The sequence below is a fragment of the Loigolactobacillus jiayinensis genome, assembly GCF_003946445.1.
Classification (GTDB): domain Bacteria; phylum Bacillota; class Bacilli; order Lactobacillales; family Lactobacillaceae; genus Loigolactobacillus; species Loigolactobacillus jiayinensis.
On record NZ_RHOF01000028.1, the window covers coordinates 13,420 to 30,638 of the forward strand.

A 17,219-nucleotide genomic window follows, 5' to 3' on the forward strand; every position below is an offset into this window, starting at 1 on the left:
AAGCGATTACATTTATAAATTATAGTGTGTCTTCGTCCATGATGTCAATTTTTTGTGAAGCTTTCTTCAAGTATAGCGATAATGTCTTCCTTAGTTGGCTTACGCGGATTAGCAGCTGTTGTACCATCTTTTAACGCAGCCTCTGCAATATCATTTTTAGATTGGTCAAACAGCTCTTTCTTAATGCCATAAGCCTGAAATGAATCTGGCATTTTAAGTTTGCGGCGCAATTGAATAATTGTGTTAGTCAAGCTCCGAATACCGATACGCGGATTAGACGCTGATAAACCGATCAATCTTGCTAAATTGCAATACTTCAGTGCAGCAACATTACTAGAATTGCGAGCTATATTAGCATTATAAGCAATAATATGTGGCAATAGAATTGTATTTAATCGACCATGTGGAATATGAAATTTGGCACCCGCAGCATGTGCAATACCATGATTCAACCCTAAATTTGCTAAATTAAAGGCCATTCCAGCAATGCATGACGCGTTATGCATTCTTTGTCTTGCTTCAATATTGCTCCCATCTTTACTAACTTTTTCAATATTCTCAAATACAAGTTGAAACGCTTTTTCAGCAAGTGCATCAGAAAAGTCATTGGCATCAATTGAAACGTATGCTTCCAAACAATGGGTTAAAACATCCATACCGGTATCTACTGTAATATTTTGTGGTGCTGTTTTTACTAAATCAGCATCTAGAATAGCGATTTGCGGCAGAATTTCGTCTGTTACTAGTGGATACTTAATACCCGCTTCACTATTTGTGATTACGGAAAAGTTTGTAACCTCTGACCCAGTTCCACTTGTAGTTGGAATAGCAATAAATAGAATTTCTTCTTTTTGCTTCGTAATACGTTTTGTAAAGAATTTCATGGCCTTGGCAGCATCAATTGCTGATCCACCGCCAACAGCGACAACCACGGTCGCATTAAATTTGTTTAACGCCTCAACACCTAAAGTAATTTTCGTAATTGGCGGATCAGGCACAATATCTGAAAATATTTTAATCTCATTTTTTTCAGATAATTGATCTGTAATGGCTGCTATATTACCAGACTTAACCATAAAGGGATCAGTAACGATAAACACACGTTGGTCATGAAAATCTAATAAGCCTTGTAACGCCGCATCACCAGTCCAAATTTCTGTACTAAATCGAATTTTTTCCAACAGATAATCCCTCCTTATTAATTCAATTCATAATTTAATAAAAATAAAAAAGTGGCTTTTGGACAACAAAAAAGTTATCCAAAAGCCACTATGCTTTTATACGCACACCATTGTACGAAGTTATTATTATTATTTTTATTTACATATATAATTTAGCGCTTACATCTCTGTTTGTCAATGATAAATCCAAAAATAATAAAAAAAACCATAATAAGATATTTATCTCATTATGGCACCACTAAACAGCATTGTTTAGCTAGACAAATACTCCATTGTATTCGTCGATAAAGAATACTAAAAGCATGTCACTTTACATCGAAGTAACATGCAGAACGAGCACATTTACAAAAAAGTTCTGACTTATAGTTGAAAAACTAATCACAGTGGCGGGACCGTCGCGGGATTTCACCGCAATTCCATTTTATAACGTGCTTTTATTCAATTATCTGTTTTACTTTATCACATGTAATTTTTCTTGTCTATTATTTTTGAAATACTTCACCGCCATTTTCATAAAACACATCTGTAACGTTATTACGTAAATTAGCAATACGCGCTAATGCATAAAAATAATCTGATAAACGATTGACAAAAATTAATAAATAACTTGGTAAAGCTGAAGTCCAATTTAATGTGACAATATGACGCTCTGCACGCCGTGTAATTGTACGGCAAATTTGGAACAATGCTGACTCTTTACTACCTCCAGGTAAAATAAATCTAGAAACCGCTGGCGGTATATTTTGAAAATAATCAATCCGTTGCTCAATCCATTGAACCGTTCGCTTATCTAAGCGCGCATTTTCGTTATTTAACTCCGGATTAGCTAAATCAGATCCCAAGTCAAATAAAAATTGCTGGAGCTGTTGCAATTCTTTATCTAAGTCAGAAAAATCATTACCTAATTCAACGATACACAACCCTAGCCAAGTGTTCAGTTCATCGATTGTACCGTATGCACTAACACGGTCAGAATCTTTGCTTACCATACTTCCACCAATTAACTTAGTCATTCCATGATCGCCTGTTTTAGTATATAGTTGCACTGTGCTAACCTCCTAAAAAAGGCGCCTAGCACAAAAATGTGCTAGGCGCCTTTGCCTAAATGTAATTTACGATTGAATTGTAACGCTTACACATGTATTTTGCAAACCACTTTACTTGTAACAGCTTTTTTACTAGGCAAATTGTGCTAATTCTTTTTTCGACAAAACATCGTTCATGCGGCCGCTACGGAAGCCACCTAAGTCAATTGTGACGTACTTGAAACCTAACTTAAGTAAAGCGTCATTGACCCGTTGATTGAAAACTAAGAAGTCGTTGAAACGAGCTTCTGGTAATTCAATGCGTGCGATTTCTTCGTGATAACGTACTCGGACAGTTGGAAAGCCAAGGTCGCGGATGTATTTTTCTGCTTGCATGACTTGTTGCAACTTCTCTGAGGTCAAGGTTGTACCGTATGGGAAGCGTGAAGAAACGGAACATGAAGCAACTTTGTTCCAGTTAGTTAAGCCTAATTCTTGGGCTAAGGCGCGAACGTCTTTTTTGTACAGGTCAGCTTCTTGTAAGGGACTATGAGCACCAGCATCGGTACGTGCTTTTAAGCCTGGGCGATAGTCGTTGTTATCGTCCATGATCATGCCATCCAAAACGGCTGATCCAGCGGCGATTTCATTTAAACGTGCATAGAACATTTTCTTAGCGTAATACCAGCTGTCAGCTAAGTTTTGTTTGATGTGCTCGTTGGCTAAATAATCAATTGTCGTGGTTTCAACATGGGCGCCCAATTCATGAGCTAAGCTAACAGCTTTGTTGAATTCTTCGTCGGTAAATAATTCAGAGTTAGCAACAACTGCGGTCACGTGGTCATGGCCTAAAACGTCGAGCGCCATTTTCAAAACCAAAGTACTGTCGATGCCACCAGAAAAAGCGACAACAACATTTTCCAATTGTTTCAAGTTATTAGTAAGGACTTGTTTCTTTTCTGCTAAAGTTTGCATATTAAAGCTTCCTTTGAATTAAATTTATATTTTACTTGGTACAAATGCACCCACACTTCGGCTTAAATGTGGAAAAAGCCGTGCATGAACCAAGCTGCACAGGCCGCGCCAAAGAATGGAGCAATGCCGGGCACAAGAATACCATATTGCCAGTCACTGTCAGCCTTATTTTTTATTGGTAATAAAGCGTGGGCGATCCGTGGCCCCATGTCACGGGCTAAGTTCATGGCGAAACCAGTTGGCCCGCCTAAGCCCATGCCAATAGCCCAAACTAGCAAGCCAACACCAATTGGTACAATCCCTGGTGTTTTGACTTCAGAAATAGCTAAGATACCAGCAATAAAAATAAATGTATCGAAAAATTCGACAAAAAAGTTGCGTGGTAAATTCCGGACTGCCGGTGCCGTGGAAAATAAATTGCGAATCGTGATCGGTGATACTTCGGCTTCTGACGCCTTAAAATGATCGGCGTACATCACCCAGACAATCATGGCACCAATCACGCCGCCGAGTACCTCCGCCACTGAATACGGCACAAACATTGCCCATTTAATGTTACCGAGCAAGCATTGCGCCAGCACCATAGCTGGATTAATGCACACGTCGCCAAAAATAAACAATGAAATCGTAATACCAAAGCCCCAAGTTGTGATGGCAAACATATGGCCGGAACCACGATACTTGGTACCTTTTAAAACTTCGCTACAATGAACACCAACCCCGAAAATAATCATCAAGGCGGTCCCCATAAATTCTGCAATTAATCGATGGAGCAAGGTGCCACTTCCTTAATCTAGTTGTTGTAAAACTGCTTGATAAATCATCATTAATGGTTTATTTTTTTGCTGTGCTAAACGCGCACAGTCAGCATATTCTGGGGTGCGTTTAACAATATCCCCATAGGTTGCCACCTTTACCTGCACCGCACCATACTTGGTGGTCACCGTTTCAAAGTGGCGTTGCATAATTGTGCGCTGCCACGTTTGATAGCGCACACCAATCGTACTGGTATGGCGCAAGATCAGCTGGGTAAATCGCTCCCGTGCTGTGCTTGGTGCCAAAACTGACAGCTTAGTTGCCGGCCGATTTTTTTTCATTTGAATCGGTGTAAAGTAAACGTCTAACGCGCCAGCATCTAACAATAACTGCATGACGTAGCCGAGCGCTTCGCCGGTTTGATCGTCTAAATTAGCCTCCAGCAATAAAATCTGATCGGCCTTTTTAGTGACCACTTGTTGACTTAATTTTTTTTTTCAAATAAAACAGTCCGCAAGGCGTTAAAACCGCCTGTCTCCCGTTTGCCGAAGCCGTAACCAATTTTCAGTGGTGTGATTGTTTCTGGTAATGAACCAAATTCGCTCACTAACACTTTCACTAAGCCCATCCCCGTTGGTGTAATCAACTCGGTGTGCACCTCTGGCCGTGCTTTAATGGGAATCGTGGTGCCAACACGCATTTGCATGACTGCAGGTACTGGCACTGGCATTTGACCGTGTGCCACTTGGATAAAACCGCTACCGTCCGCCAACGCGGAACATTTGACGGTATCGACTTGCAGCATTTCCAAGGCGACGCAACAGCCGACGATATCGACGATTGAATCTAACGCGCCAACTTCGTGAAAATGAACTTCCGTTAGCGGCAAATGATGGACAACCGCTTCTGCCTGTGCAATTTCATTAAACACAGCATTGGCTTTTTCTTTGACCCAGTCGGATAAATCACTATTGGCGATCAAATCTAGAATTTCTTGCAAATGACGGCCGTGATGATGGTGGTGCTGGTGTGCAGCTTCTTCGATAAAACCATGATCCTTTTCATGTGGTAACAGCACATCAAAGTTAGTCCCATAAATGCTACTTTTAGCCTCTTGCTGGCAACTTAACTGATAGCCGCTCACACCAAGCTTCGCTAATTCTTGCTTGAATTGGTCAAAATCAACACCAAGATCCAACAAAGCGCCAATAAACATATCACCGCTAATGCCAGAAAAAGCATCTAAATATAATGTTCGCATTGCACTCTTCCTTTATAAATGATTGATCATGCTGGCTGAATAGGCAGCGCCAAAACCATTATCCACGTTGACTACCGTGATGCCTGAAGCGCAACTATTCAACATCGTCAGCAGCGCCGTCATACCCTGAAAATTGGTGCCGTAACCGATACTAGTTGGTACAGCAATCAGTGGTTTATCGATCAAGCCGCCAACCACGCTAGCCAGTGCCCCTTCCATCCCGGCGATAACAATCACAACTTTTGCGCCACGAATTACATCCAGTCGGTTAAATAACCGCTGAATTCCGGCGACACCAACGTCATACACCCGTTCCACACGGTTACCAAATGTTGTTGCCGTAATCGCAGCTTCTTCAGCAACTGGTATATCAGAAGTGCCCGCTGTCACAACAGCAATATAACTGTCATCGGTAGCTGGCAACGGTGTCCCAATTACAGCACAGCGCGCTTCGGCGTAGTATGTTGCCGTCAATAAAGTCGCCTGCACCGCCTGAAATTTTTCTGCGGACAAGCGCGTGATCAAAATTGGTTGCTCGTGTTGCTGCAAGGTTTGCGCGATACCAATGATTTGTGGTGCCGTTTTGCCAGCACCATAAATTACTTCTGGGTAGCCATTGCGACGCTTTCGATCCAGATCAACTTGAGCAAAGCCCAGATCCGCAATCGGTTCCTGTTTTAACTGCTGACTCGCCATTTCTGGTGCAACTTTGCCGCTAGCAACTTGTTGCAATAATGCTTCTAATTGCGCTTGTTCCATCTTATTGTACGATTACGCCAAGACCATCAGGAATCACAACAACTTTAGCCTTTTCGCCTTCACGTTTGTACGCACTGGCCATTGCTTGTTCTAATGATGTGGCCAACTCCATGTGCATATCAGTGATCAATTGTGGGTCAACTAAGTCAGAAACGAAGATCACATGATGATGCACCAAGATCCGCGCAAAAATTTGGGCAGTCCACTGATCAGGAATCGTTTTTAGCCGTGGTGTGTTAATAGCCTGTTCCAAAAAGTCTTTTGGATCAGTAACGTCAGCTAAATTATGGTAAAAGCCTTCGCCACCATGACCATCACGCGAGCCGGCAACCATAATGATCGTGCCGCCCTCTTTATTTGTTGCTTCGGCGGCAGTCATCCCTTTAACGGCTTGATAAATATTCTGATCTAACGGGAAGCCACCATTAGTTGAAATTGCAATGTCACAATCAATTTTGTCGACACTGGATAACTTTTTAACAAAATCACAACCGACTTTGTGGGCAGCTTCCATATCACCAGCAAAAGAGCCAATGATTTTCTTATCTTCATCCAGTACAACATTAATGATGAAAGCTAATTTAGCAGTACGGGCAGCATAAACCATATCTTTATGGATCGGATTATGCATTAAATTACCAGTCCGTGCTTGATGTGAATTGATGAACTCACCAGAGTGGTTGGCCATGATTGTTTTATAGGAAGCAACACCAGGCAAAACTGATTTACGGCCGCCGGAAAAACCAGCGAAGAAATGGGATTCAATAAAGCCTTCAGAAATCAGTAGGTCGGCTTCTGCTGCCACTTTATTAATGATGCAATCGCCACCAGATGGTAACTGGCCAATTTTGACCATGGCGCTATCATCAGTTGACACGTGCATCACGATCTCTTCGTTAGCAACAATATCGGCACCATATTTGTTAACTAATTCTTCATGGGTTGATGGTCGATGAAAACCTGTAGCAACTAAAATACGAATGCGTGCGTCTGGGGCAACGCTACGTAAGCGACGCAACAAAATTGGCGTGATAATATGTGACGGCACTGGCCGAGTATGATCGGAACTAATGATAACAATATTCTTTTTGCCTTTAGCCAGTTCTTCCAAACTAGCTGAGCCGATTGGGTGATCCAACGACTTCTCGACGGTCTCCTGTTCTGTAAAGTCATTATGATAAGTAGCAGCCTGCGAAACTAACTTACCAGCAAAATTTTCGTCAGCAATTTCCGCGGTGATCGTGGTTTTATCGTAAGGCAAATCAATAGCTACCATGCGGTGACATCCTCTTTCGTTTATGTTTTTTTCTCTGCACGGTCAGTTATACGCATCTTTTTTAAACTTGTCTGCCACGTTTGGCATTTCCAAAGTGGGTTAACAAATGTATACTTTAAATGCTATCGCGTTTTTTCACCAGAAGACTATGATACATTAAGTAATTGTAATTTTGAGGTGGAGCTAGCAGAATTTTCACGAAAATGAGTTTTAGTAGTTGCCCTACTTTGACCACCTAAGCTTGCTAAATGCGACGTTGATGTGTCGCATTTGTCAATCTTAATTGTGTTAAAAAACGTTTCAGCTTTAATTATTAACGCCAGTATCAATTCTTTTTGACCACATTTACGTTAGCGTTAATTTCAAAATAAACGCTTGGTTAGACACTAGCATTCATTTTCGCAATTGTTTTAATTTAAAACTAGAACACACTCAAAACTTACATGAAAGAAATGAAGACGAATGGTATTGACCGATATTGAATATTTAATTAGTTACCTTGAAGCGCACAACGTACCGCAAATTCACAAAAAGCGTCACACCTACCTCACTTATCACGGACTTTCTGAGCATTATACCTATATATTGAAACAAGGCATCATTAAAAACAGTATTATCCTGCAAGATGGCCGTGAGTTTAACTTGTCCTATATTGCCAAGCCAGATGTCATTTCTTTATTGCGCGACGAAGTATCCAAATATACTTCACAACCTTTTAACGTGCGCATCGAATCCGCTGAAGCCACCTTTTATCAGATCGATCGCGTCACTTTTTGGCAGTACGTCAACGCCAACCCAGAGTTACAAAACTACATTAAAAATTATTACCGCAAAAAGTTATCGGAAAATATTTTCCGGCTACAACGAATGGTGATGAACGGTAAAAAAGGGGCTGTCTGCGCCTTTATCTACGGTTTGATCGACTTATTTGGCCGCCAGATCTCAGAAGGTATTTTAATCGACTTCACCGTCACCAATGATGATATTGCTGGCTTCTGTGGTATTAGTTCACGTAGTAGCGTCAATCGGATGTTAAACGAGCTGAAGCACGACGGCGCATTGACCACTAAGGATCGTAAATTCATTATTACTGATATCAGCTATTTGATCGATCATATCGCCAATTAAAAACAACTATTCAAAAAAGGAGCAAGGTCATGCACATCCCCGATAATTATTTAAGTCCCGCAACTTGTGGCGTCATGATAACCGCAATGGCACCGATCTGGACCGTTTCAGTATTAAAAGTTAAGGCGCAGATCAAAACAAAAAAAGAAACCGTCCCATTGATCGGTGTTGCCGCAGCGCTGGCTTTCTTGATCATGATGTTTAATTTACCGATTCCTGGTGGTACCACGGCGCATGCAGTTGGTGGTGCCTTGTTAGCGGTATTACTGGGACCGTGGGCTGCCTGCTTGGCATTATCATTAACCCTACTCCTGCAGGCGCTACTTTTTGGTGACGGCGGCGTGCTAGCCTTTGGCGCCAATGCCTTTAATATGGCCGTGATCATGCCCTTTGTCGGCTACGCTTGCTTTCAGATTGGCCAGCGCCTACACCACGAAAAAATTGGCTTAGCGGTGGGCGCGTATTTAGGAATCAACTTAGCAGCTTTAACTGCAGGCATCGAGCTCGGCTTACAACCATTGTTGGCCCACACCAGCACAGGCGTGGCGCTATACTGTCCTTACGGTTTGAAAATCACGATCCCAGCGATGTTGACGGCGCATTTATTGATCGCTGGTTGGGTCGAAGTTCTATTTAGCGTTTTCGTTTACCAGTTCATCAAAAAAGCCGCGCCGACAACCTTATATCAGGCCCCAGCAACGGCAAAATCATTTAAAGTTTTTTATGGGCTATTGATCGGCTTGATCGTCCTATCACCACTTGGTTTGTTGGCTTCCGGCACTGCTTGGGGAGAATGGAATAATCATGAATTGGCGCAACGCCTACACACGGCTGCCCCAGCTGGCATGACGCATGGCTTTCATTTTAATGCGTTATTCAGCGATTATGCGATTCACGGATTAAGCTTACCCCTAGGTTATATTTTATCAGCAGTTACAGCCGTGCTGATTTTTGCTGTTGCCATGCGAGTATTGCAACATGAGCACTAAGCTACCAGACTGGCTAACCACCAGCACACCACTACCAACTGGCCACCAGCAACGACATTTTTTGGCGCAAAACATGCAACGTTTAGAACGCTTATTACAGCGTTTCAGTCAGGCCAACGATTTGGCGCGGCCACCGTTAAAACATTTTATCGCACCGCAACACAAGTTACTGGCCGTGTTGGGTGTCATATTGTTGCTCTCACTTAACCAAAATATATTATTACTCTGGCTGTTATTATTAGGTGATTTAGTTATCTTATTGTTACTACCACCGATTTATTTGCGTCAAGTCCTGCGCCAAACAGCTGTTACTGGAGCTTTTGCTATTTTATTAATTTTACCAAGCTTGTTATTAAATGCTAACGTTGCATTATTTGCAGCTAAAACGTTACTGATTCTATTGAACCTAAATTACTACCGCACCACGACCACATTTAATCAAGTCATTACTGCGCTACAGCAGTTGCATTGCCCAAACAGCGTTATTTTTGTGGTCGATATAACCTTAATTTATTTAAAAATGCTCGGCGAATTTTTATTGCAACTCTTACAAGCTGTTAGCTTACGGACTGTTGGTAAGTCTAAGCATCCCTACCAAATGATCGGCCTACTTTTTGGCACATTGTACTTAAAAACGCGTGATTACGCCCTCGATTTGTACGCTGCCATGGAGGCGCGCGGTTTCATCGGGGTTTACCCAGCAGCACCAAGAACCCGCCAGCGTGATCAGCTTTACTTATTATTAGAAGTAACGGTTTTTTGTTTCTTATTTTTACTGGGAAGGTGACGCGATGATAACCCTTGATCAATTAACCTATGCTTACCCAAGCGGTCTTGGCTTGGACAAAATCAACTTACAAATCAAGCGCGGTGAATTTGTTTGCTTCATGGGTCCCAACGGCTGTGGTAAGTCCACGCTATTTAATATTCTTAGCGGCTTAAAAGTCGCCAGTAGTGGCACCTATGCATTTCAGCAAACGACTATCGATGCCACGTACTTAAAAAATGCCCAACAACGCCAACGCTTGCATCAACAAATTGGCGTTGTTTTTCAAAACAGTGATACCCAATTATTTAACTTAACCGTTGCCGATGAAGTCGCCTTTGGCCTGCGACAACTACCGTTAGCAGAAGCGGAAATTGAGCGTCGTGTCAACGATTGCCTAGTTTTAACTGGTTGTCGCCAATTACGTGAACGTGTGCCCTATCACTTATCTGGTGGTGAAAAAAAGCGTGTCGCTTTAGCTAGCGTGCTGGCGTTAAACCCTGATGTGCTAATTCTCGATGAACCGTTAAATGGCTTAACCCCTGCCGCTCAACATGAAATATTGGCCTTGTTAACGACTTTGCAGCAAGCCGGCAAAACGATTTTAATCGCTAGTCATGATTATCTACAAATTAAAACCAGTGCGCACCGTTTTGTCGTTTTTAACGAGCAGCACCAAATTGCTTACGATATTGATCGTACCAGCTTAGCCACCAAACCTGAGTTACAAAAAGAACTCGCCTTATTATAAGTATTATTTACCCTAACACTATTTGTTCTTTCACCGTTTTGTGATACGATTTTAATAATCAGCATACGGAGATGGGGTAATTTCATGCTTTTATTAGGCTCAATCGTTAACGGATTAGCGATTGTTGTTGGCAGTTTAGTCGGTACCGTGTTACGTAATATTAGTGAACAAACCAAGGATACCGTAACCAAAGGGATCGGCATCGGTGTTGTTGCTCTCGGCCTGCAAATGGCAGTGAAAACCAACGCTTTCACCTTAATTATCATTAGCCTTTGCTTAGGCGCTATGCTTGGTGAAGTCATGAAAATTGAGGACGGCATGACTCATTTAGGCTTGTTTCTTCAAAAACATTTCGCCAAAAATAACGGTAATTTTGCGGAAGGTTTCGTCACCAGCACCTTAATTTTTGTCATCGGTTCAATGGGTATTATTGGTGCGATTCAAAGTGGTGTTTCCGGTGATAATCAAACCTTGTACACTAAAGCGGTGATGGATGGTTTTATGGCAATCATGCTGACTGCCTCACTAGGAATTGGCGTGCTTTTTTCTAGCTTACCAGTTTTGATCTACCAAGGTGCCATCACTATAATTGCCAGCGTACTGATCAGCTATGTTCCCCATGCGTTGATCACAATTTTAATGGCCGGTATCAGCCAAATTGGCGGTTTACTGATCATCGCAATTGGACTAAACGTTATGAAATTAACTAAGATTCGTGTTTCGAACTTTTTACCCAGCTTGGTGATCATGGTTATTTTTTTAACCCTACAATATTTTTATTTCTAAAAAGCTAATCCAGCATCGATTTTTAGATGTAGCGGATTGGCTTTTTTTGTCTAATTAAGCATCAACTATTAATTAATAATTTTACAATTTTTAACTAAGCGTTTACATTTAATGGTAAAATTAGGTTAGTTTATCATAAACTAAATATTGAAATTAGGAACGAGATGTTTAATTTGTATTACTTCATTACTAGTATGCTTGATTACCGCATTTCGGGAATAGAACACGCGCAGCTTAAGCGTTTAGCTCTTTTCCAAAAACATAAAATACCAGCAAAAATTTTAACCATGAATTACAGTACGATCCAACATCAAAATATGCAGACCTATAAATTACGTGATGTTGACTTGATCAATATCTTTGACTACTTTCAAAAGGCAACTAATTATCGGGGGCAACGAGCAACCCTCAACGATATTCAGGTGCCACGTGCGACACAAATGCGCTCAGAAAAAAATATCTATAAGTTTTTTAATCAAGACCACTTAGTTATGCGCGTCGAAATGTGGCAAGAACAATATATTCACCAGATCACCTTCTATGATCGACTAGATAATCCCTTTCAAATCGATATTTATGATGAACGTGGCTTCCTAAGTCAGCGCCAAATGCTGGGTTTTGATAATCGAGTTGCGCAACGTCTTTACTATAACGTTTCTGGAAATTTAGTTTTAAAAGCTGGTTTCACTGCTGGCGCAAAAAAAGAAAACTTTTTTCAACTTGTCGATTATAAAGGCGCCGACTACTTTTTCGATTCTAAGCAAGCTTTAGATACATTTTTCTTCGATGAACTCAACCGGCAAAATAAAGAGCCAACAACCTTTATCGTCGATCGCAATTTCATCGTGGAAACAGCCATTTTTAATATGAAAACGGCTGCACGACGTTTTTTCTATACCCATAATATTGTGGTTGCAGATCCCAATGCACCCATGACTAGTAAACCGTACGCGACGATTCCTAATTATTTAGCGAACCAGGAAAAAGTAACCGGCTTGTTATCGCCGACACAACATCAACTCAATGATATTAAGAATCGGTGGCACCCAACGTTTAAGCAATATCAGGTACCAGTAGGTTCAATTTCTGATCAACAATTAGCGGCTACACCGATTTTAATGGCGGACCGACAGCCCTTTAAAATCATTAATGTGGCGAGAATTCATGAGCAAAAACGGCTCGAAGATACAATCACTGTCTTCCAAAAGATCCACGAACAAGTACCGCAAGCAACATTAGCGCTTTACGGCTATGTTAATGATGAAGAAATTGCCCGGAAATTACAGCAACAGGTCAAACAACTAAATTTAACTGCTGCCGTTACTTTCAACGATTACACAACTGACATGGCCACAGTTTATGACACGACGCAATTATTCATATCTACTAGTCGTTATGAAGGTTACGGTTTGGCCATTATGGAAGCCTTAGCACACGGTGTGCCAGCGCTCTCCTATGATATCAATTATGGCCCTAATGAAATTATTCGTGCCGGTGTTGATGGCTACTTATTTGAGCAACAAGACATTACCGGTATGGCCGATAAAGCGATTCAGCTATTAAAAGCGCCTAAATTATTACAAACATTTAGTACCCATGCCTATCAAGGACGCACGCGATTCTCGGCCGAACAAGTTTGGCAAGCTTGGCAACCAATTATCACAAAACAGAATGGAGGCCAATAGCATGTATTATTTTTTAACGGAACAGCTTGCCGCTCAGCCTTCTGGTATCGAACATGCACAAATTAAACGGCTACAACTATTCAAACAAAATCATGTTCCAGCAAAGATTTTTACCAATGCGTATGATCGCTTTTTTCATTATCACGCGACTATCAACGGTCTGCATGAACACGATATTTTGAATCTTTTTGACTGGTTACAACATGCAGAAACCTACCATGGCGTGAAAAAAATGGTCAAAGATATTAAAGCGCCCGGCAACTATGATACAGTCATCACAAAAAACAATTATACCGATTACTTGATCAATAACCATGTTATTCTGCGAATTATTCCTTTTAACTTCGCTGCCAAACAAGTAAGTGAAGTCCATTTCAGCGCGTTCAATGGCCAAGTTGTCCAAAAGGATTTCTACGATACCCGCGGCTTTTTAAGCTTCACACAATTTATGGATCAAAATGGTGGCGGTGTTGTTAGTGAAGTGATGTATACGCCGCAGCATCAGCCAGCCGTTGAAAAAATCTATCGACACAGTGGTAACCAGTATCCAGTGACTTGCTATCGTATTTTTAATTACGCCGGTAATGATTGGTACTTCGATAACATGAATCAATTGATTCGCTTTGTGTTAGATGAATTAAACCTCAAGCAACCGCAAATTCCCGACACTTTACTGGCTGACCTAGATTATGTTTATGATCGGCCTTTAACGTGGTTAACCACGAAAACGCGTAACTTCTTAGTTTGGCACAATATCCATACCGTTGATCCCATGAATTTGGATGGGCCGATTTATGCTAATTATCGTTTTGAATTAGATAACGCGACTAAGTTTGCCGGTCTAATTGTACCAACACAAAAACAAGCTAATGATATCAAGCGTAGATTTGCCCCTAAAATGCCGGTCATAACGTTACCATACGGCTACGTTACTGCCAAACAACTGACAGCCGCTAAAATTCCTTTGGCTAGCAGAATACGCCACAAGATTATTGCCGTTGCCAGAATACACCCACAAAAAAATTTACCCGATATGATCAAGGCTTTTCAATTGATCCAGCAAAAAATTCCTGATGCAACATTAGATATCTGGGGTTACACTAACGATCAAAAGCTATTGCAGCAGTTACAAAAGCAAGTAGCTGACCTGAATTTAACCGCTAATGTGGCCTTTAAAGGTTATTCACAAAATCTAGATCAGGTTTACGATTCGGCCCAACTGATGCTGTTAACCAGTCTTCACGAAGGAAATCCGCTTTCTTTAATAGAAGCTTTTGCGCATGGTGTGCCAATTATTTCCTATGCGACAAATTATGGGCCAGCTGAAGTCATTACTCCAGACGTCAATGGGGCTGTGATCCCACAAGGCGACTATCAACAACTTGCAGCCACGGCAATCAAGTATTTACAAGATCAGCCTTTGTTAGCGCAACTTAGCCACAACGCATACGCGGCCCGGCAAACTTTTTCAGCCACTGCTACTTGGCAGCAATGGACCGCCAGCTCAGTGATTCAATAACAAAAAAAGACCTAGCGCCTAGCGCCAACAAGCTGCAATGCTTGTTATCACTAGATACTAGATCTTTTCTTATTTAGCTTTTAATTCAGAATTATTAATGATTTTTTCTTGCCAAAGTTGCCAGACATGATCTGCAGCAAATTCGGCCGCCTTGCGATAGGCTTGTGTGCTCATTTGCTGTAATAAAGCATCATCGGTTAGCAAGTTAACAATTTTCTCCGCCAGAGCGTGACTATCACCATTTTTGATTAAATAACCATTTTTTTCATTGTCGATAATCGTCGCTGGACCATAGTTAATATCGTACGCAATCGGTACCACCCCGTGCGCAATTCCTTCCAATAATGACATATTGAAGCTTTCAAAAGCACTGGTTAAAATCAATATTGGCATTTCATTATAAACGTCAGTTAAATCCGGCTGAAATTGTTGAAACAGTACTGCATTAGTTAATTGCAGTGCAGCTGCTTTTTCTTGCAACGTTTTTAAATAAGTTGAATTAGGTACATAACCATAAATTTCCAATGTCGCGTCAGCAACAGTTTTTCTAACTTTGCTTAAAGCATCGATCATTTGTTCAATTCGCTTTTCTTCATTAATTCTAGCCACCGCAAGTATCGTGTGCCGTTTACGCTGTTTTAACAGTACCGGCGCTTTTTGCAATAGCGCATTGTCAACGTAGGCAACTGGAATCGTGTAAAATGGTAACTCATGATTAAACCGAATTTGCATGTCCTTAGTTTGTTGCGCAGTGGAAACAATCGCTGCTGACAAGCTTTGCCGATTGTTAAATTGATTTAAAATAACATCATTTAACCGACTGGTCAGAGGCGCCGTTGGATCATAAGTGTGCGTTGAATGCCGCACAACTATTTTTACTGCTTTTGTTTTCATACCCAACATTGCCGCATCGCCGATATTACTCTTATCAGAAAAGAATTTAGCCTGTAATTGTGCTTCCTGATTTAAACAATCTAAGAAAAAGCTGCGTAACTCAATTAAATCACTAAATACATACCAATGATTCTGATAATTGACTCTGACAGAACTCATTGCAACCTGTTGCTCATCATTTTGCGCATAATCACAAATAATTGCGCGCTCACCACTAGGCGTATAAAAAATCTCTTGGTTAATGCCGCCGTTTTGCCCAAAAGTTTGGCTCAAGCTTAAAAAGCCACGCGTATCAAAGGTTTCACAACGAATTTTATGCTCAAAGCGATCAAAATAATTAATACTACGCACTTGATTCTTCACAAAAGTATGACCAAATTCTTCTGCAGCAAAGACTTTTATTTCCAACCGTTGCACATCAGCTTGTTTAAAAATAAACGTTATCTCATCAGGCTGTTCTTGGGTAAAACTTTTATCTACATTAAGGTCAGTGATCACCGTTGCCGGTTCCGTCACTTTTTCTGCTTGCTGAAAGTAATCATACAAATTCACCACATCAGCATCCTGTAAATCATACACTGGCAAATTGACGTGCATATAATTATTGTATTTTAAGGTGGCAATTTTACATGCTACCTGATGTTGTTTGAACAACTTTAGTCGCTTAACTTCTACGATTTCAATACCTGAAAGCCGGTAATACAGCATGCCAGAAATAAAATAATTCATTTGTTTCTCCTCCCTTACTCTGCAACCAAAAATTGAATGCTAGGATCAGCTACAAAATTATATTGATTAAGAAAACTTTGAGTTGCATAGAAAGTGTCACTACTAGTCGTATTCAACGTTTGGTAAAATTTGGCAATTAATGCCGTTCGCGTATCATAAAAAGTAACGCCCTTTTCCCCATGAACTAAACTTAAAGAACTGGCGATTTTGCCAGTTTGTGGATTAGTTTGATAGAATTCTTCATACGCTAACTTTTCATCTGGTGTGTACATATTGTCAGTAGCAACACCACCATTTTGACCATAAACCGTTGTAATACTTTTAAAGCCGCGAACATCATAGGAATCAATTTCGAGTAAATTAGCAAAGCGGTCATAGTAGTTAATTTGATCGACTGCAGCAGTGTCACTAAACAACTTCACTGTGCAAAAACAATAGCCCTCATGGTAAAAACCATACGTATCGGCATTTACTTTTACCGGCGGAATATCACTTACTATATTTAAATCGTCAAGTTGCACTTTTTTAGCAGGAATATGTGTCACATTTTGGATGCGATCAAATAAATTGATTGTATTCGTAGTCAAGATCCCCAAACGATTTAAATTTTGACTTAAGAAACGATCATAATCAGTTGTGACCAGATATGTTTTTTTCTTTTGATTTAACAACTGGTACTTCGCATAATCATAATCAGCAGCAGTGCTAATTCCTTTCGTAAAAAAGTAATTCATTTAGG

Annotated in this window: 17 protein-coding genes and 1 riboswitch; of the genes, 7 read left to right on the forward strand and 10 right to left on the reverse strand. The window is 40.8% G+C overall.

Annotation, left to right across the window (positions count from 1 at the left end; genetic code table 11):
• Positions 1-44 precede the first annotated feature (44 nt).
• The 8 genes from EKM80_RS08140 to larA all read right to left on the reverse strand — a co-directional run bounded on the left by EKM80_RS08140 (position 45) and on the right by larA (position 7,233).
• The gene (locus tag EKM80_RS08140; RefSeq protein ID WP_125552622.1) at positions 45-1,181 is read right to left on the reverse strand and encodes a 1-propanol dehydrogenase PduQ; all 1,137 of its coding nucleotides are present in this window, start codon (positions 1,179-1,181) and stop codon (positions 45-47) included.
• 295 nt (positions 1,182-1,476) lie between these two features.
• Positions 1,477-1,625, reverse strand: a riboswitch (adenosylcobalamin (AdoCbl) riboswitch).
• 38 nt (positions 1,626-1,663) lie between these two features.
• Positions 1,664-2,227, reverse strand: a complete 564-nt coding sequence (locus tag EKM80_RS08145) for a cob(I)yrinic acid a,c-diamide adenosyltransferase (protein WP_125552623.1) — start codon at positions 2,225-2,227, stop codon at positions 1,664-1,666.
• Between the two features lie 132 nt (positions 2,228-2,359).
• On the reverse strand, positions 2,360-3,181 hold the full coding sequence (gene larE, locus EKM80_RS08150; RefSeq protein WP_125552624.1) for an ATP-dependent sacrificial sulfur transferase LarE: 822 nt from the start codon (positions 3,179-3,181) through the stop codon (positions 2,360-2,362).
• Between the two features lie 62 nt (positions 3,182-3,243).
• Positions 3,244-3,957 carry a D/L-lactic acid transporter LarD gene (gene larD, locus EKM80_RS08155; RefSeq protein WP_125552625.1) on the reverse strand — a complete coding sequence of 238 codons (714 nt, stop codon included), beginning with the start codon at positions 3,955-3,957 and terminating at the stop codon, positions 3,244-3,246.
• A 12-nt stretch (positions 3,958-3,969) separates the two neighbouring features.
• Complete coding sequence (gene larC / locus EKM80_RS15115) at positions 3,970-4,383, reverse strand: nickel insertion protein (protein WP_125552655.1); 414 nt, start codon at positions 4,381-4,383, stop codon at positions 3,970-3,972.
• 38 nt (positions 4,384-4,421) lie between these two features.
• Positions 4,422-5,198: a LarC family nickel insertion protein gene (locus tag EKM80_RS15120; protein WP_125552626.1), complete on the reverse strand. Its 777-nt coding sequence runs from the start codon at positions 5,196-5,198 to the stop codon at positions 4,422-4,424.
• A gap of 12 nt (positions 5,199-5,210) precedes the next feature.
• Complete coding sequence (gene larB / locus EKM80_RS08170) at positions 5,211-5,957, reverse strand: nickel pincer cofactor biosynthesis protein LarB (RefSeq protein ID WP_125552627.1); 747 nt, start codon at positions 5,955-5,957, stop codon at positions 5,211-5,213.
• Between the two features lies 1 nt (position 5,958).
• Positions 5,959-7,233 (reverse strand): nickel-dependent lactate racemase, encoded by a 1,275-nt coding sequence (gene larA / locus EKM80_RS08175; RefSeq protein WP_125552628.1) that lies wholly within the window; start codon positions 7,231-7,233, stop codon positions 5,959-5,961.
• A 462-nt stretch (positions 7,234-7,695) separates the two neighbouring features.
• On the opposite strand from larA, the gene EKM80_RS08180 reads away from it, so the two are divergent.
• The 7 genes from EKM80_RS08180 (at position 7,696) to EKM80_RS08210 (ending at position 14,857) form a co-directional block, all read left to right on the forward strand.
• Complete coding sequence (locus EKM80_RS08180) at positions 7,696-8,361, forward strand: Crp/Fnr family transcriptional regulator (protein ID WP_125552629.1); 666 nt, start codon at positions 7,696-7,698, stop codon at positions 8,359-8,361.
• Positions 8,362-8,390: 29 nt separating this feature from the next.
• A complete protein-coding gene (gene cbiM / locus EKM80_RS08185) occupies positions 8,391-9,350 on the forward strand; it encodes a cobalt transporter CbiM (RefSeq protein WP_125552630.1) in 960 nt (319 codons plus the stop codon).
• The gene (locus EKM80_RS08190; RefSeq protein ID WP_125552631.1) at positions 9,340-10,137 is read left to right on the forward strand and encodes an energy-coupling factor transporter transmembrane component T; all 798 of its coding nucleotides are present in this window, start codon (positions 9,340-9,342) and stop codon (positions 10,135-10,137) included. The genes cbiM and EKM80_RS08190 overlap by 11 nt, the downstream gene beginning before the upstream one ends.
• Positions 10,138-10,141: 4 nt before the next feature.
• Positions 10,142-10,867 (forward strand): energy-coupling factor ABC transporter ATP-binding protein, encoded by a 726-nt coding sequence (locus EKM80_RS08195; protein WP_125552632.1) that lies wholly within the window; start codon positions 10,142-10,144, stop codon positions 10,865-10,867.
• Positions 10,868-10,951: 84 nt separating this feature from the next.
• On the forward strand, positions 10,952-11,653 hold the full coding sequence (locus EKM80_RS08200) for a DUF554 domain-containing protein (RefSeq protein WP_125552633.1): 702 nt from the start codon (positions 10,952-10,954) through the stop codon (positions 11,651-11,653).
• Between the two features lie 164 nt (positions 11,654-11,817).
• Positions 11,818-13,338 carry a glycosyltransferase gene (locus EKM80_RS08205; RefSeq protein WP_125552634.1) on the forward strand — a complete coding sequence of 507 codons (1,521 nt, stop codon included), beginning with the start codon at positions 11,818-11,820 and terminating at the stop codon, positions 13,336-13,338.
• A 1-nt stretch (position 13,339) separates the two neighbouring features.
• Positions 13,340-14,857 (forward strand): glycosyltransferase, encoded by a 1,518-nt coding sequence (locus tag EKM80_RS08210; RefSeq protein ID WP_164509529.1) that lies wholly within the window; start codon positions 13,340-13,342, stop codon positions 14,855-14,857.
• A 69-nt stretch (positions 14,858-14,926) separates the two neighbouring features.
• Here EKM80_RS08210 and EKM80_RS08215 read toward each other — a convergent pair whose 3' ends face one another.
• Together EKM80_RS08215 and EKM80_RS08220 are read right to left on the reverse strand one after the other, a co-directional pair.
• Positions 14,927-16,480, reverse strand: a complete 1,554-nt coding sequence (locus EKM80_RS08215; protein ID WP_125552636.1) for a glycosyltransferase — start codon at positions 16,478-16,480, stop codon at positions 14,927-14,929.
• A gap of 14 nt (positions 16,481-16,494) precedes the next feature.
• Positions 16,495-17,214, reverse strand: coding sequence for a hypothetical protein (locus EKM80_RS08220; protein WP_125552637.1), 720 nt, complete (start codon positions 17,212-17,214; stop codon positions 16,495-16,497).
• Positions 17,215-17,219: the final 5 nt, after the last annotated feature.

Excerpts from the sequence above, each read along its gene's own strand:
- EKM80_RS15120 (WP_125552626.1), bottom strand. The coding sequence starts at position 5,198 with ATGCGAACATTATATTTAGATGCTTTTTCTGGCATTAGCGGTGATATG.
- EKM80_RS08210 (WP_164509529.1), top strand. The coding sequence starts at position 13,340 with ATGTATTATTTTTTAACGGAACAGCTTGCCGCTCAGCCTTCTGGTATC.
- EKM80_RS08200 (WP_125552633.1), top strand. The coding sequence starts at position 10,952 with ATGCTTTTATTAGGCTCAATCGTTAACGGATTAGCGATTGTTGTTGGC.
- larB (WP_125552627.1), bottom strand. The coding sequence starts at position 5,957 with ATGGAACAAGCGCAATTAGAAGCATTATTGCAACAAGTTGCTAGCGGC.
- EKM80_RS08205 (WP_125552634.1), top strand. The coding sequence starts at position 11,818 with ATGTTTAATTTGTATTACTTCATTACTAGTATGCTTGATTACCGCATT.
- larA (WP_125552628.1), bottom strand. The coding sequence starts at position 7,233 with ATGGTAGCTATTGATTTGCCTTACGATAAAACCACGATCACCGCGGAA.
- EKM80_RS08220 (WP_125552637.1), bottom strand. The coding sequence starts at position 17,214 with ATGAATTACTTTTTTACGAAAGGAATTAGCACTGCTGCTGATTATGAT.
- EKM80_RS08180 (WP_125552629.1), top strand. The coding sequence starts at position 7,696 with ATGGTATTGACCGATATTGAATATTTAATTAGTTACCTTGAAGCGCAC.
- EKM80_RS08190 (WP_125552631.1), top strand. The coding sequence starts at position 9,340 with ATGAGCACTAAGCTACCAGACTGGCTAACCACCAGCACACCACTACCA.
- larE (WP_125552624.1), bottom strand. The coding sequence starts at position 3,181 with ATGCAAACTTTAGCAGAAAAGAAACAAGTCCTTACTAATAACTTGAAA.
- EKM80_RS08195 (WP_125552632.1), top strand. The coding sequence starts at position 10,142 with ATGATAACCCTTGATCAATTAACCTATGCTTACCCAAGCGGTCTTGGC.
- EKM80_RS08215 (WP_125552636.1), bottom strand. The coding sequence starts at position 16,480 with ATGAATTATTTTATTTCTGGCATGCTGTATTACCGGCTTTCAGGTATT.
- cbiM (WP_125552630.1), top strand. The coding sequence starts at position 8,391 with ATGCACATCCCCGATAATTATTTAAGTCCCGCAACTTGTGGCGTCATG.